Consider the following 15,608-nt stretch of genomic DNA (forward strand, 5'->3'; position numbering starts at 1 on the left):
TACCTCAACATGAGGGAACAACAGTATCGGCTGCTACCGTATTCCGGTGACCGAGGACACCACCGACAGCGGCGACGAGAGCCTGGCCGAGACGTTCTGGGCGGTGGCGTCCCGTCTGCGCCGACAGACCCGGGAGTCGTTGGCGCCGTGGGACGTCACCCCCAGCCAGTCCCGGGCGCTCGGGGTGCTCGGCCGCCACGGCGAGGTACGCCCCGGCACGCTCGCCGAGCACCTGCACATCGCGCCCCGCTCGGCCACCGAGGTCGTCGACGATCTGCAGGCCCGAGGGCTCGTCGAGCGCCGACCCGACCCGGCCGACCGCCGGGCGACCCTGGTCGCGCTCACCGACGAGGGCACCCGCGTCAGCGCCGCCATCCGGGCCGCCCGCCGTGCCGAGGCGGATCGCTTCTTCGGCCACCTCCCCGACAGCGACCGCGCCGAACTGGCCCGCATCCTGCGCACCCTGCGCGCATAACCGCCCCACGCGCGGGTAGGCAGCCGCCCCGTTCGTTCGCCGGACCCCCGCCACCACCAGCCGGGGAGACGTGACAGGAGGCGCTCATGTCTGCCCTGAACCACCACCCCGCCTGATGTGCGGGATCAGCGGGGAGGCGCGCTTCGATGGCCGGCCGCCCGACGCGGCGGCGGTCACCCGGATGACCGAGGCGATGCGCTCGCGCGGCCCGGACGACGAGGGCCTGTACGCCGACGACTGGGTGCTCCTCGGGCACCGGCGGCTGACCATCATCGACCTGTCCGATGCCGGCGGTCAGCCGATGGTGCGCGACGACCTGGGCCTGGCACTGGTCTTCAACGGCTGCATCTACAACTACCCGCAGCTGCGCGAGGAACTGCGGAACGCCGGGTACTCCTTCCGCTCCACCAGCGACACCGAGGTGATCCTGGTGGCGTACGCCCACTGGGGTGAACGTTTCGTCGACCACCTGGTCGGCATGTTCGCGATCGGGCTGGTCGACAGGCCCCGGCGGCGGCTGATCCTGGCTCGCGACCGGCTCGGCATCAAACCGCTCTACCTAGCCGAGGCACCGGGCCGGCTGCGGTTCGCCTCCACCCTGCCCGCGCTGCTGGCCGCTGGCGACGTCGACACGGGCATCGATCCGGTGGCGCTGCACCACTACCTGTCCTGGCACTCCATCGTGCCCGCGCCGCGAACCGTGCTGCGCGGTGTGCGCAAGCTGCCGCCCGCCACCGTGCGGGTGATCGAGGCCGACGGGCGCAGCCGGGAGCAGATCTACTGGCAGCCCGACTACGTACGGGAGCCGGCCGACGCGGGAATGGACGCCGCCGACTGGCGGGCCGCGATCGGCGACGCGCTGCGCGCGGCGGTACGCCGGCGGCTGGTCGCCGACGTCCCGGTCGGGGTGCTGCTCTCCGGCGGCCTGGACTCCAGCCTCATCGTGGCGCTGCTCGCCGAGGCCGGCCAGGAGCACCTGCGCACGTTCAGCATCGGCTTCGACAGCCGGGGTGACGAGTCCGGCGACGAGTTCCACTACTCCGATCTGGTGGCTCGCGCGTACGACACCGACCACCATCGGATCCGGCTCGCCGACGACGACCTGGCGCCCGCCGTACGACGGGCCGTGCTGGCCATGACCGAGCCGATGGGCAGCCACGACGTGGTCGCCTTCCACCTGCTGTCGGAGCAGGTGGCGCGGCACGTGAAGGTGGCGCAGTCCGGGCAGGGCGCCGACGAGGTGTTCGCCGGCTACGGCTACCACCAGCCGTTGACCGAGGCGCCCCGCCACGGCGCCGCCGAGACGTTCGCCGCCGCCTTCTTCGACCGTGACCACGACGAGCTGCGCGCCATCGTCGGCCCGGCGTACGCGCTGGAACACGACGCCAGCCGCGACCTGCTCACCGGCCACCTCGCCGCGCCCGGGGCGCAGACCGCGCTGGACGCCGTCCTGCGCCTGGACACCCACCTGATGCTCCCCGACGACCCGGTGAAGCGGGTGGACAGCATGTCCATGGCCTGGGGGCTGGAGGTGCGTACGCCGTTCCTGGATCAGGACCTGGTCACCCTCGCCGCGCACTGCCCACCGGAGCACAAGGTGGCCCAGGGTGGCAAGGGGGTGCTCAAGGAGGTCGCCCGGGAGGTGCTGCCGGCCGAGGTGATCGACCGGCCGAAGGGCTACTTCCCGGTGCCGGCGCTGCGCAACGTGGACGGGCCGGTGCGCGAGCTGGTCGCCGAGGCGTTGCAGGCTCCGGTCGCGCGCGAGCGGGGCCTGTTCCGCCCCGAGTACGTGGCGCGGCTGCTCGCCGAGCCGGACCGCGCCGAGGCCGCCGCGGGCAGCAACAAGCTGTGGCAGCTCGGTCTGCTGGAACTGTGGTTGCAGACCCACGATATCCGGTGAGGACGGCCCGTCAGCCGGCGGCGGTGTGCGCGGCGAGGTCGTCGATGACCGCGAGCAGGTCACCGGTGTGCTCCAGCACCCGTCGCTGTCGGGTCGCGCCGGTGCCGTCGCGGCGCAGCCGGGCCAGTTGGGCCAGCACGTAGCCGAGATCGCCGTGGCGCAGCAGCGCCGGGGCGATCGCCGCCATCAGCTCGTCCACCAGGTCCCAGGCCGGTCGGGTGCCGCCGGCGCGCAGGTCGATCAGCTCGCCGTCCAGGCCGTCGTGGGCCGCCCGCCAGTGCGCCGCGGCGACGAGACAGTCGCGCACGGGTGGGGCGAGCGCACCGGCGCGTACGTCGTCGGCAAGTGTCGCGACCAGGCTGCGGACCAGGGCGGCGACCAGCACTGCGTCGTCCACTGTCGGACAGACGTCACCGACACGGACCTCCACCGTCGGGTACGCCGACGACGGCCGGGCGTACCAGTAGACCATCGCCGCGTCCAGCATGATGCCGGCGGCGATCAGCTCGTCGACGGTGCGGTCGTAGTCGGCGACCGAGTCGAAGTACGGCGTCGGCCCGATGCTGGGCCAGCGCTCCAACTGCATCGACCGCCAGCTGGCGTGGCCGGTGTCGTACCCGTCGTGCAGCGGCGAGTTGGTGGTGATCGCCTGCACCACCGGCAGCCACACCCGCAGGTGGTTGCAGACCTGCACGGCCAGCTCCCGGTCCGGCAGCCCGACGTGCACGTGACAGCCGCAGACCGCCGGGTCGTGCGCCACCGGCCCGTACCGCCGGGACATCGCGTGGTAGCGCGGCCGGTCGGGCACCGTCCGGTGCGGCTCGGCCACCGGGGTGGCGCCGACCGCCACGAGCCGGGCCCCGGCCGCTGCGGCGGCCTCGACGGCGGAGCGGCGCAGCGTCACCAGGTGGGTGCGCAGCTCGGTGAGATCGGCGCAGACCGGGGTGACCATCTCCACCATGCTGTGCCGGAACTCCTGGCGGCTCTGGTCGCGGGCCGGGCCGCGCAGCGCGGCCAGCACCTGGTCGGCCACCGGCAGGTTCCGGCCGCTGTGCGGGTCGAGGAGCAGGAACTCCTCCTCGACGCCGAGGGTGAGGGTGCCGATGTCGGGCACGGTGTCGACGGTCGTCGGACGATACGCCATGGCCGCCTCCATCCGCTGCTGCGGCCACGGGTGGACACCCCGGCCGGGCGGCTCGGTTTCCCGGCCCGGGCCGTCGGCAAACGCGCGGTCAGAGCGCCGACACCGCCGCCGCCCGACTGTCGAGGAAGGCCCGTTCGGCCGCGTTGTCCGTCAACGCGGCGGCCGTCCGGTACGCCTCGACGGCCTCGCCGCCCCGGCCGAGCCGGGCCAGCAGGTCGGCACGCACGGCGTGCCGCACGTGGTAGCCGGGCAGATCAAGGCGGTCCACCTCGGCCAGCGCCACGGCCGCGCCGGCGACCTCGGCGAGCGCGACAGCCCGGTTCAGCGCCACCACCGGACCGGGGGCGACCACCGTCAGCTGGTCGTACAAGGCAAGGATCTGACGCCAGTCGGTGTCGGTGGCGCGCGGCGCGGCGCTGTGCACGGCGGCGATCGCGGCCTGGATCTGGTACGGCCCCGGCCGGTCGCGGCGCAGGCAGCGACGCACCAGTGTCTGCCCCTCGGCGATCAGGGCGCGGTCCCACCGGTCCCGGTCCTGTTCGCCAAGCGGCACCAGCTCGCCGGCCGCCGAGGTGCGCGCGGCCCGGCGGGACTCGGTGAGCAGCATCAGCGCGAGCAGGCCCGACGCCTCCGGCTCGTCCGGCATCAGCTCGACGAGCAGCCGGGCCAGCCGGATCGCCTCGACGCACAGTTCGGCTCGAACCAGGTGCGGACCGGCGCTGGCCGTGTACCCCTCGTTGAAGATCAGGTACAGCACGGCGGGCACGGCGTGCAGCCGGTCGGGCAGGTCGGCGTCGCGCGGCACCCGGTACGGGATGCGGGCGTTGCGGATCTTCGACTTGGCCCGGACCAGTCGCTGCGCCATCGTCGCCTCCGGCACCAGGAACGCGCGAGCGATCTCGGCGGTGCGCAGACCGCCGAGCAGACGCAGGGTGAGCGCGACGCGGGTGGCCGGGGCGAGCGCCGGATGGCAGCAGGTGAAGATCAGACGTAGCCGGTCGTCGCGCACGGGCCCCTCCTCGTCGGGCGGGTCGGCGGCGTACAACAGGGCCGCCTGGGCGTGCCGGTGCGCGCGGGTCGCCTCCCGGCGCAGCCGGTCGATGGCCTGGTGGCGGGCCGTCGTGATGATCCAACCGGCCGGGCTGGGCGGCGGGCAGCTGTCCGGCCAGCGTCGCAGCGCGATGGCGAAGGCGTCCTGGACGGCCTCCTCGGCGAGGTCGATGTCCCCGAGAAGGCGCACCAGCACGGCGACCGCGCGGCCGTACTCGGCGCGGAACACCGCCTCCACGTCGGGCACGGTCAGTCTCCGGCCCCGGCCCGGAAGGGGCGGACCTCGATCGGCAGGGTGGTGGCCAGCGCGTAGCGGCGACCCCAGTGCAGGGCGGCGTCCAGGTCCGGCACGTCGATGATGGTGACGCCGCCCAGGTACTCCTTGCCCTCCACGAACGGTCCGTCGGTGGTCAGGACGTCACCGTCGCGGGCGCGCAGCACCGTGGCGGTCTCCGGACCGTGCAGACCCTGACCGAAGACCCAGGACCCGGCGGCTGCCAGCTCGTCGCGCAGCTCACCGACCTCGCGCATCACCTGTGCCAGAAACTCCGGCTCCGGCACCCCACCCTGCGGCTGGTGCATGCTGAGCAGGTAGAGCGTCATCGTTCCTCCTCGTGACGGCCGGCGCGACGCCGACCTCTCATCCTCCACACGAACGACCAGCGCCCATCTCGACAGGCCGGCCGGAAAAATCGGCGGTCCCGGCCACCGGGTGTGCCACGCCGCGCCGGGCGGCCCTGTCGTACGCCAGGTAACGGCACGGTGGCCAGCGCGTACGGGCCGCGGTGTCGTGCCGTCCGGGGTCGGGTGCGATGGTGTAGAAAGGCGGAGTGAGCGCAGCGGTGACTCAGGTGCCGGTCTTCGACCGAAGGACGGTCCACGGTGGCTGACCACGACCAGCCACCCATCGGAGGCACTGTCGGCGCCGCTCTGGTGCAGCTCGGCGACGTCCCTCTGGCGGACCTGCTGGCCGGCGCCGGTGACGGCGTCCTGGCCCACGTGCTGGGCACGCTGGCCGCCGAGGGTGAGCCGGGCCGGCCCGGCGACGTGTCGGCATTCGAGTCGAGCTTCTGACCGTGCCGGCCGACGCCCCGCCGTCGGCCACCCGACACCGCCCTGCCGTGGCCGCGCCCCGCATCCGTCAGGTGGTGCTGAAGGTCCACTCCCGGTGCAACCTGGCCTGCGACTACTGCTACGTCTACCGCCACGCCGACCAGGGCTGGCGGGACCGGCCACGGGTGATGGCACCCGGCACCGTGAGCCGGGTCGCCGACCGGCTCGCCGCCCACGTGGCCCGGCACGGCACCGACCGGGTCCGGGTGGTGCTGCACGGCGGGGAGCCGCTGCTCGCCGGCCCCGCCGTGCTCGACCGGACGGTACGCACACTGCGCGCCGCGATGCCCTGCGGCGTCGCACTCGACGTGGCGATGCAGACCAACGGGCTCCTGCTCGACGAGGCGGCGCTCGACCTGTGCCACACGCACGGCATCGACGTCGGGGTGAGCGTGGACGGCGACCGCGTAGCCAACGACCGCCACCGCCGCCACGCCGACGGCCGGGGCAGCTTCGCCGAGGTGGCCGCCGCGCTGCGCCTGCTGGCCCGACCCGAACACCGGGCCCGCTACGCAGGTCTGCTGTGCACCGTCGACCTGGCCAACGACCCGATCGCCGTCTACGAGGGCCTGCGGGAGTTCGACCCGCCCCGACTGGATCTGCTGCTGCCGCACGGCAACTGGAGCATTCCCCCACCCGGGCGCCACCCCGACGACCCCGCCACCCCGTACGCGGACTGGCTGATCGCCATTTTCGACAGCTGGTACGCCGAGACCCCTCGGCGTACCGGCATCCGACTGTTCGAGTCACTGATCGTGCTGCTGCTGGGCGGACGCAGCGGCACCCAGGCGCTGGGCGCCGCCGAGCCGGACGTCATGACGATCGAGACCGACGGCACGATCGAGGGCGCCGACACGCTCAAGACGACCACCGCGTCGGCGATGCGGACCGGCTTCGACGTCTTTCGGCACAGCTTCGACGAGGCGTTGCGTCACCCGTCGCTGGCCGGGCGTCCCACCGGGACCGCGGCGCTCGCGGCGGCCTGCCGGGCCTGCCCGGTCGTCGACGTCTGCGGCGGCGGCCTGTACGCGCACCGCTTCCGCGACGGCGCCGGCTTCACCCACCCGTCCGTCTACTGTGCCGACCTGCTGCGGCTGATCCAGCACGTGCGGGCGGTGGTGACCGCCGACCTGGACGCGCTGCGCCGCCGCGTCGCCGGGGCGAGCGCGCCGACGCCTGTGGCACGCCCGTGACGGGCCCCCTGTCGGCGGCGCAGCTCGCCGGACTGGCCCAGGGCCACGGCGACGCCTCCACCATCGCGGTGTTGCGGGGCGGGCAGCTCGGTCGCCGTCGGCTGCTGACCGTGGCCGCCGCCCGCGCCTGCCGTGGCGAGCCACTGGTCCGGCAGAGTCTGGAGCTGCTCACCCGCGCCGAGCACGCCCACCCGGCAACGGTCGCCGCGGTGCTGACCCATCCACCGGTGACCGGATGGGCCCGCGCCGCGCTCGACGGCGCCGCCGGCCCCGCCTACCTGGCCGCCCTCGCGGCGGCCGCGGCGACACGCGCCGGCCTGACGTTCACGCTGACACTGCCCCGCCCGGGCGACGGTGTCCTGTCCCTGCCCACCGTCGGCGCGGCGACCGGCCTGCCCTTCGACAGCCCGGTACGGCTCACCGGCGAGGCGGGCACGGTGCGGATCGGCAGCGGCGCGGACGAGGGCGTACGGATCGAGGCGGGCGGTGGCCGGCTACTCGACGCGGGTGGCGGCGCAATCGGCTGGCTGCCGATACGCCGGACCACACCGTTCGACGCGGTCGAGGTGCTGGTCGACGACCAGGACCCGTGGCGCGACTGCTACCACCGGCCGTCGGCACCCCGGCTGGACGACGTGTCGGCCGACCGGCTGACCCGGCTCACCGCCGAGGCCGGGCGGTGGCTGCGGGCCCATCTTCCGGCGCACGCCGACGCGCTGGCCGGGCTGCTGCGCACACTCGTGCCGCTGCGACCGCCGCCCTCGGGCAACCCGGTGAGCGCCACCAGCAGGGACGCTCTCGGTGCCATCGCGCTCTCGGTGCCCGCCGACGCGCCGACCCTGGCGCTGTTGCTCGTGCACGAGTTGCAGCACACCAAACTCGGCGCGCTCTCCGATCTGGTGCCGCTGCACCGCCCGGGTGGGCCGGCCCGCTACCGGGCGCCCTGGCGACTGGACCCACGCCCCGTCGGCGCGCTGCTGCAAGGCGCGTACGCGCACCTGGGGGTGGCCGAGGTGTGGCGTTGCCGGCGGCACGAGGGGACCGCCGCCGCGTTCGAGTACGCGTACTGGCGGGAGCAGACCATCCGCGCGGTCCGGCAGCTCGCCGACGCGGACGAGCTGACCGCGGCCGGCCGGTCCTTCGTGGCAGACATGGCGAGCACCCTGCGCGGCTGGCGTGACCCGGTCGACGGCGCGGTCGAGGCGGCCGTGCGGGACGTGGCGGACGCCAGCGCGGTGCGCTGGGGCCTGGCCAACCTGCTCCCCGACCCGGACCAGGTCGCCCGCCTGGCGCACGCGTGGCGACAGGGCCTGCCGCCGGAGACCGGTCGCCAGGCGTCGACGGTCGTCCCGGCCGCGCCGCGTCCCGCCCTCACCATGGGCAGCGGTCCCGAGGGCGCCGTCCGCCATCGGCTCCTGGGCTCCGGCGGGCCGCCGGGGTCGAGCCCGAGCGACCAGGCGTACGCGGCGGGCAACGCCGAGGACGCGTTGGCCGGGTACCGGCGACGTGTCGCCGCCGACTGCGGGGACGTCGACGCCTGGGTGGGGCTGGCCCTGACCGCCCACCACACCGGGCAGCCGGTCGCGGCCGGGGTGCTGACCAGCCGGCCCGAGCTGGTGCGGGCGCTGAGCCACGCGCTCCCCGACGCCGACCCGCTCGCGCTCGCGACCTGGCTGGCGCAGCCCGCCTGACCTGTCGGCTGCGGACAGTAACGCCGCCCCGCCCCGCCCCGGCCTGCCCCGGCCTGCCCCGGCCCGGTCGCGAGGCCAGGGGGCAGGGGCAGTTGCGTCCTTTGCTCTGCTTCAACGGGCGCAACACTCGCGGCCGAGCGGTGTTGCGTGGAGTGAAGCAGAGCAAAGGACGCACGAGAGATGTCCGAGGCGGGACCGCGACGCCGTCGAGGCGGGGCCGCGCGGGACGGCGCGGCGGGCGGCGGCACAGGACGGCGGCCCCGGTACGGCGCGGGACGGCAGCGCGAGACGGCGGGCGGCGGGGCGGGACGGCGCGGCGGGGCGGGGCGGGGCGGCGGGGCGGGACGGCGGGGCGGGTCAGAGCAGCGCCGGCTCGATGTAGGCGTTGGAGCGCTCGCGTTGGCGGGCCTGCGTCACCCGGGGGTTGTCACCGCCGAAGAGCTGTACCAACTGGCCGAACGCCTCGTCGTAGAGGGCCCGGCCGGCGTCCGCCTCGCTCTCGGTGGCCTGCCGGCTCAGCGCCAGGTTGACCGAGGCGGAGAGCGTGTCCGGGTGCTCGGCGCCCAGCGCCCGGGTCAGCTCCACGTACGCGGTGGTGTCCAGCAGCAGGGCGTTGTCGCCGTCGCCGAGGGCGAACAGGTCGTTGGCCAGGTTGAGGGTGGCCAGCAGGGTGTGCGGGTGCCGCTCGCCGAGGTTGGTCAGCAACTGGTCACGGACCCGCTGGGACAGCTCGCGGGCCTGGGTGTGGTCGCCCTGCTTGCGCAGCAGCACGCCGAGGTTGTTCAGGCAGGCCAGGGTGATGGCGTGCGACTCGCCGAGCACCTCGTTGTAGCCGTCGCGCAGGCGGCGTGCCACCCGCAGGGCGGTCTGGTTGTCGCCCACCGCCGACCAGGTGGTGGCCAGGGCCATCTCGGCGGAGAGCGTGTCGGCGTGTTCACCGCCGAGGGTGCGCTGGTAGCGGACCACGGTCCGTTCGATCAGCCGGTGCGCGTCGGCGAAGCGCCCCAGCTGACGCAGGGTCAGCGCCAACTCCTTCGCCGTCCGCAGGGTCTCCGGATGGTCCGCGCCGATCACCTTCTGCTGGGTGGCGTAGGTGCGTTGCAGGACACTGTGCGACCGCCACAGCTCGCCGGTGTCGCGCAGGCCGCGGCCGTAGTTGCTGGCCGAGGCGAGGGTGGACGGGTCCTCCTCACCGAAGCGGTCCCGCCGCCGCTCGTGGATGTGCTGGTCGAGCGCGGCGGCGCCCCGGAAGTCGCCGACCAGGCGCAGCGACACGGCGAGGTTGTTCTCCGCGGTCAGCGTACGACCGCTGTCGTCGCCGAAGCTGCGCACGCTCAGCTCCAGGGTGCGCCGGTCCTGTGCCTCGGCCTCGTGGTACAGGCCCTGGGCGCGCAGGTCCGCACCGAGGCTGCGGGCCGTCATCAGGGTGTAGAGGTGCTCCTCGCCGAAGATCCGCCGCTGCCGGTCGTAGACGTCCCGGTCGATCTCGTACGCCCGGTCGAAGTGGCTCTGCGCGCGTAGGACGTTCGCCAGGTGGAAGCGCATCCGCAGCGTGGTGGGGTCGTCCTCGTCGGTGTCGCGCCACGCGGACAGCGACTCCTCGGCCAGCGCACGGCTGGTGTCGTAGTCACCCCGGCGGTAGAGGTAGCGCACGATGTCCACGACCAGCTGCCGGGCCTCGTCCATCGTGGACAGGTGCAGACCGCTGGGGCGTACGTGCGGCCACAGCTCGGCGTACCGCGGCCAGTTGACCGGCTTGTCGGGGTCGCGCGGGCTGGCGGCGGCGAGCAACAGTTGCGCCTCCCGGCGGGCCTGGTCGGGATCGTCCAACTGGTCCTGGATGACGAGCTGAACCAGCCGGTGGATCCGCACCGAGTTGTTCTCCGCGTCGACCTGGGCCAGGCCGTAGCGGCCCAGTTCGGCGGTGACCAGACCCTGCAGGATCGGGTCGGTGAGCGTCGGGTCGATCGGGGCCATGAAGCTGGCGAAGCGGTCGCCGGTGAGCATCGCGACCGGGATCGGCTCGGGCGCGTAGAACGAGCACAGCTCCAGCAGCCGGGCCGCCGCCGGTTTCTCCTCGCGCAACTGGCCGAGGGTGAACAGCCAGGTCGCGGCGAGCGCCTTGGAGTAGCCGGCGGACTGCCGGCCGTCGAGGATGCGCAGCAGGCCGGGGGTGTCCAGCGAACTGAGGTACTTCTCGACCTGCATGGCGCTGGCCCGCAGGTACGCCGCGCCCTGCTCGACGGCGAGCGGCAGGTCGCCCAGCTTCTCGGCCACCTGCGCGGCCTCGGCGTCGGTGAGCCCGCGGACCCGGTCGCGCAGCAGTTGGACGCTCTCGGCGCGGTCGAACACGGTCAGCTCGGTAGCGGTGGCGTACTCGCTCCAGCTCTGGTCGCGGGTCGTGAGCAGGACGTGGCCGGGCCCCTGCGGCAGCAGCGCCCGGGTGGCGCGGGTGGGCTTGTCGGCGTTGTCCAGGACGATCAGCCAGCGCCGGTCGGGCCCGGCGCGGCGCAGCGTGTCGAGCACCCGGCGGGCCGCCTCGGCGCCGCCGCCCGTGCCCAGACCCATCGCCTGGCCGAGGTCGGCCAGACCGCCGCGGATGCGGTCCTCGCTGTCCGCCGGGATCCACCAGACCAGGTCGTAGTCGCGGCCGAAGCGCAGCGCGTACTCGGCGGCGAGCTGGGTCTTGCCGACGCCGCCGAGGCCGTGCACGACCTGGGTGGCCGAGTCCGGCGAGGTGGTGAGCCGGTCGCGCAGCGCCTCCAACTGGGCGGCGCGGCCGACGAAGGGCGTGCCGTGCTGGCGGACGTTGGAGATCGCCGGGAACGGGCCGGGGAACCGGCCGACCGCGCGGCCGCCGGCCGTGACCGTCGCCGTTCCCGCCGCCTCCAGCAGCCGGGTCCGTGCCGTGGACGGGTCGCTGTCGGTGAGGTCGACCGGGCTGTGCTCGCTGTACGGGGCGGTCAGCCGCGACTCGTCGACCCGCAGCGGCACCAGCACTCCCCCGCCGCCGAGCTGGTCGCGGCCGGTGGCGCTCTTCCACACCTCACCCGCGAGGGGGGTGCTCGCGTAGTGCCGCGTGAGCACGGCCAGCACCCGGCTGGCACCGCTGACCGCCCGGTCGAACTCGGCCCGCCCGCCGGCGAGCAGCGGCACGTCCAGCGCGCGCCGGTCCACCCGCAACCCGGCGTCCTCCAACTGGTCGGTGATCCACTCGGCCCAGAGCCGGTCGGCGGAGGCGTAGCTGAGCAGCACGGCCTGCTCGGCGGTGAGCCGGCTCCGTTCGAACTCGGCCAGCGAGCGGCGACGGTCCGACTCGCCGATCGGGTGCAGCTGGGTGATCCGCCCGTCGGTGATCACCGAGGCGAGCTGCTCGTACGCGGCGAGCAGGGTGCCGACCTGCTCGGGCCGGTCGCCGAACGCGGCGAGGATCTCCTCGTACGCGTAGAAGGTGCGGTACGGCACCTCGATGGTGTTCCAGTAGCGGGCGGCCGCCGCGTCGGAGAGGTGGTCCAGGAACGGGGCGAACTCGGCGCGGACCAGGTCTCGGCCGGTCTCCAACTTGCGCAGCTCGGCGTCCTCCACACGCATCGGCACCGGCAGCAGCAGCGGCGGGTCGTCCGGGCGCTGGCTGCGGATGGACCGGGCCACCGCCGCCGCGCCGCGGATGCTCTGGGTGGACATGGTGAAGCAGTTGACGACCAGGTCGGGCAGTTGGACGGTACAGATGCCGGCGACGTCGCTGAGACCGGTGCGGCTGTCGATCAGCACCACGTCGTACTCGGTGCGCATCTGTGCCCGGACCGCGTCGATGAACGACGCGCCGCCCTGGCGCTCGTAGAAGTTGGCCCAGTCGAAGGTGCTCACCAGCCGCGAATACGCCGAGTCCTGCTGCCCGGCGGCCACGAAGTCGATCACGCCGCCGTGGCTGAAGTCCCAGTTCAGCGAGACCGCACGACGTTGGATCTTGGCGTGACCGGTGAGGAGTTCCTGGGAGTCCTCGTCACGGTTGCGCTGCATCGTGGCGATCGAGTAATCCCAGATCATCTCGATGACGCCGGGGGTGGCGCGTAACTCCTTGTCCCGCAGGAACGGGTGGAAGTAGCGGTGCAGGCCCGGAGACTCCAGGTCCCAGTCGACGACCAGCACCTGCAACCCCTGGCTGGCCAGGATCCAGGCCACGTTGGCCAGCGCCATCGTGCGGCCGGTGCCGCCCTTGTACGAGTAGAAGGTCACGATCTGGCCGCGTGCCGTCTCGTTCACCGCCATGGCGTGCCTCCCCTAGGGACCTTCGAGGATCGGGCGCAGACCGGAGCCGTCGGTGGGCGGCTCCTGGTAGACCGTGCCCGTGCGGTAGATCCGGCCCTGCTCGACCACCAGCACGTCCTCCAGTTCCTCCTGGAAGCGTGCGGAGGTCGCGATCTCGGTGCGCCACACGTCGCGGGTGTTGTGCAGCACGTGATGCGGGAGCACCCGGGCCAGGGTGTCCCACATCTTGCGGTTGCCGCCGGCGGCGGCGTCGTCGGCGGCCGTCCACGGCACCAGCACCGGCGCCCGTGGCGAGTCCACGTCCCGGTCGTAGCCGATCAGGCTGACCTGGTAACGCGGCAGGTCGGCCGACCAGACGTCGACCACCAGCACGACGATCTGGTTGTGCGCCCGCGCCCACTCCCGGACCGCCGCCAGCTCCTCGGCGTCCTCCACCGTCCAGCCGTAGCTCTTGGTGGTGGCGATGGCCCCGGCCCAGCTGCCGATCGGCACCTCCAGCTCGGGCCGGTACGGCCGCCAGTCCCGCGAGACCGCGCCGTAGCGCTCCTCGGCGCCGGGCCGGCTGCCGGCCAGCTCGGCGGAGCTGCCGGCGACCAGCACGATGTGCACGTGCCGGGCGCTGGTGGCCCGCTGCACAGTCGTCGACACGCTCGGGCCGTGGTGCGCCTGCGGCCGCGTCGGCCGGTCGAAGGCACTTGTCACCTTGGACAGCACGGGACGCTGCGCCGGCCGGTGCAGGGTGTGGTCGCGGGCGGTCTGCACGATGTGCCGGGCGAGCGCGTCGACGAAGTCCTTGTAGTCGTCCTCGTGCCGTTTGCGCTGCTTGAGGGTGAGCAGGCCGTCCTGGGCGTAGGCGGTGCCGGTGTGGAAGTTGCGGTACTGGAAGCCGGCGACCGCCTTGGGCAGCCGGTCGCACGGGAGCCACTGCACCGGCACGATCGCGGGTGGACGGACGCGGAACTGCCGCTCGTGCTCGTCGATCCGGTCGACGAAGACCTGGAACTCCCGGCCGCAGTAGTCGCTGACGACGTACCGGGGCGAGGTGAGCGCGATGAGGCAGGCGCTGGTGGACAACGCGTCGGACAGGGTGTCCGGCCAGGTGCTGCCGAGCGGGATGTGCCCGTCGATGAACCCTGCCTCGTCCCAATGGAGGGCGGCCAGCCCGGCGACGGCCTCACTGAGATCGACGAAGAACTCCTGGATCTGGCTGTTGCGGTTGTCCTCCTGGGCGTAACTCAGGAAAAAGAGTGGCACGCCCGCCTCCGCTCACGGGTTCCACGACCGGTAGGCACAGTATAGGACCGTCGATGCCACCTCACCCGGGCCGCGATCATCGCCGCTGGCCCGCGCAGAGTCATATGCCCGACGCTTTGGGGTAGACCGTGGCCGTGTCCGAGGGCATCCGGGTGGTCGTGGTCGGCGCCGGCTTCTCCGGTCTCGCCGCCGCCGCGGCGCTGCACCGGGCCGGCGCGCGCGTGCGGGTGCTGGAGGCCCGGGACCGCGTCGGCGGGCGGGTGCTGACCCGGTGGCTGCCCGACGGCACGCAACTCGACCTGGGCGCCCAGTGGATCGGCCCGACCCAGGACCGGATGTACGCGCTGGTCGCCGAGCACGGCCTGGTCACCTTCGCCTCGGCGGCGGTCGGCGCGTCCACAGTGCTGTGGGCCGGCGGGCGGCGACCCGATCCGCCGGCGCAGGTGGCCCGGGTGCTCAGGCTGCTCGACGAGTACGCCTCCGTCCTGGACCCGGCCGAGCCGTGGCGGGCGCCGGAGGCCGCGCGGTGGGACGCGACGACGCTCGGCGGTTGGTTGCGTGCCACGGCCGGGGACACCGACACGGCCGACTACCTGGGGCGGCTGCTGGCCGGCGGGCTGCTGGCCACCGGAGCGGACGAGCTGTCCCTGCTGCACCTGCTGTTCTACCTGCGCAGCGCGGGCGGCACCGGGCCACTGCTGGGCATGGCCGGCGGCGCGCAGCAGGACCGGATCGTGGGCGGCCCACCGGCGCTGGCCGAACGGATGGCGGCCGGGTTGCCGCCGGAGACGCTGCGGCTGGGCGTCGCCGTGCGCACGATCCGGCAGGACGCCGACGGGGTGACGGTGTGCACTGACGACGGGCGCGTCGACGGCGACGCCGTGGTGGTCGCGCTGGCGCCGGCGCTGGCCGGGCGGATCCGGTACGACCCGCCGCTGCCGGCGGTGCGCGACGGCCTGACGCAGCGGATGCCGATGGGGTCGGCGTGGAAGGTGCACGCCGTGTACGCCGAGCCGTTCTGGCGTGCCGACGGGCGCTCCGGCGTGTCCACCAGCAGCGCCGGACCGCTCACCGAGACGGTGGACAACTCCACCCCGACCTCGCCGCGCGGAGTGCTGACCGGGTTCAGCTACGCCGGCGACGCCGCCGCGCTGCGGGAGATGTCCCCGGCGCGACGGCGCGAGTGCGTGCTGGACGCGTTCGCCGCCGTGGTCGGGCCGCGCGCGGCGGATCCGGTGGCGCTGGTGGAGTACGACTGGTCGGCCGACGAGTGGACGCGGGGCTGCTTCGGCGGCGTGTTGACTCCGGGGGCGTGGCGCACGTACGGGCCGCGGCTGCGCGCGCCGGTCGGGCGGGTGCACTGGGCGGGCACCGAGACGGCGACCCGCTGGGCCGGCTACCTGGAGGGGGCGGTACGCGCCGGTGAGCGCGCGGCGGCCGAGGTGCTGGCGTACTGAGGCAGGACCGTGGCCGGCCCGGTCTTCGGCGGGACCGGGCCGGCTCGGCCCTGGGTGCCACC

General features: G+C 74.0%; 11 protein-coding genes. 6 read left to right on the forward strand and 5 right to left on the reverse strand.

The window, feature by feature from the left end; genetic code table 11:
* Window positions 1–46 precede the first annotated feature (46 nt).
* A complete protein-coding gene (locus tag AB0B39_RS08750; RefSeq protein ID WP_234582460.1) occupies window positions 47–475 on the forward strand; it encodes a MarR family winged helix-turn-helix transcriptional regulator in 429 nt (142 codons plus the stop codon).
* A gap of 115 nt (window positions 476–590) precedes the next feature.
* Window positions 591–2,375: an N-acetylglutaminylglutamine amidotransferase gene (locus tag AB0B39_RS08755; protein ID WP_357573898.1), complete on the forward strand. Its 1,785-nt coding sequence runs from the start codon at window positions 591–593 to the stop codon at window positions 2,373–2,375.
* A 10-nt stretch (window positions 2,376–2,385) separates the two neighbouring features.
* Here AB0B39_RS08755 and AB0B39_RS08760 read toward each other — a convergent pair whose 3' ends face one another.
* The 3 genes from AB0B39_RS08760 to AB0B39_RS08770 all read right to left on the reverse strand — a co-directional run bounded on the left by AB0B39_RS08760 (window position 2,386) and on the right by AB0B39_RS08770 (window position 5,172).
* Window positions 2,386–3,519 carry a glutamate--cysteine ligase gene (locus tag AB0B39_RS08760; protein WP_357573899.1) on the reverse strand — a complete coding sequence of 378 codons (1,134 nt, stop codon included), beginning with the start codon at window positions 3,517–3,519 and terminating at the stop codon, window positions 2,386–2,388.
* An 88-nt stretch (window positions 3,520–3,607) separates the two neighbouring features.
* Window positions 3,608–4,816, reverse strand: a complete 1,209-nt coding sequence (locus tag AB0B39_RS08765; protein ID WP_357573900.1) for a sigma-70 family RNA polymerase sigma factor — start codon at window positions 4,814–4,816, stop codon at window positions 3,608–3,610.
* Between the two features lie 2 nt (window positions 4,817–4,818).
* The gene (locus AB0B39_RS08770; RefSeq protein ID WP_357497169.1) at window positions 4,819–5,172 is read right to left on the reverse strand and encodes a YciI family protein; all 354 of its coding nucleotides are present in this window, start codon (window positions 5,170–5,172) and stop codon (window positions 4,819–4,821) included.
* A 279-nt stretch (window positions 5,173–5,451) separates the two neighbouring features.
* Here AB0B39_RS08770 and fxsA point away from each other — a divergent pair, with 279 nt between their 5' ends.
* The 3 genes from fxsA to AB0B39_RS08785 are packed head-to-tail and all read left to right on the forward strand — an operon-like array spanning window position 5,452 to window position 8,566.
* The gene (gene fxsA, locus AB0B39_RS08775; protein WP_234582465.1) at window positions 5,452–5,643 is read left to right on the forward strand and encodes an FxSxx-COOH cyclophane-containing RiPP peptide; all 192 of its coding nucleotides are present in this window, start codon (window positions 5,452–5,454) and stop codon (window positions 5,641–5,643) included.
* A gap of 2 nt (window positions 5,644–5,645) precedes the next feature.
* On the forward strand, window positions 5,646–6,875 hold the full coding sequence (locus AB0B39_RS08780; protein WP_357573901.1) for an FxsB family cyclophane-forming radical SAM/SPASM peptide maturase: 1,230 nt from the start codon (window positions 5,646–5,648) through the stop codon (window positions 6,873–6,875).
* A complete protein-coding gene (locus AB0B39_RS08785) occupies window positions 6,872–8,566 on the forward strand; it encodes an HEXXH motif-containing putative peptide modification protein (RefSeq protein WP_357573902.1) in 1,695 nt (564 codons plus the stop codon). The genes AB0B39_RS08780 and AB0B39_RS08785 overlap by 4 nt, the downstream gene beginning before the upstream one ends.
* 357 nt (window positions 8,567–8,923) lie before the next feature.
* On the opposite strand, the gene fxsT is transcribed toward AB0B39_RS08785, so the two are convergent.
* Both fxsT and AB0B39_RS08795 read right to left on the reverse strand, forming a co-directional pair.
* On the reverse strand, window positions 8,924–12,835 hold the full coding sequence (gene fxsT / locus AB0B39_RS08790) for an FxSxx-COOH system tetratricopeptide repeat protein (RefSeq protein ID WP_357573903.1): 3,912 nt from the start codon (window positions 12,833–12,835) through the stop codon (window positions 8,924–8,926).
* A gap of 12 nt (window positions 12,836–12,847) precedes the next feature.
* Window positions 12,848–14,089 (reverse strand): TIR-like protein FxsC, encoded by a 1,242-nt coding sequence (locus AB0B39_RS08795; RefSeq protein ID WP_357573904.1) that lies wholly within the window; start codon window positions 14,087–14,089, stop codon window positions 12,848–12,850.
* A 134-nt stretch (window positions 14,090–14,223) separates the two neighbouring features.
* Here AB0B39_RS08795 and AB0B39_RS08800 point away from each other — a divergent pair, with 134 nt between their 5' ends.
* Window positions 14,224–15,546 (forward strand): FAD-dependent oxidoreductase, encoded by a 1,323-nt coding sequence (locus tag AB0B39_RS08800; protein ID WP_357573905.1) that lies wholly within the window; start codon window positions 14,224–14,226, stop codon window positions 15,544–15,546.
* Window positions 15,547–15,608: the final 62 nt, after the last annotated feature.

It is taken from the genome of Micromonospora sp. NPDC049114 (assembly GCF_040648635.1).
Lineage (GTDB): Bacteria > Actinomycetota > Actinomycetes > Mycobacteriales > Micromonosporaceae > Micromonospora.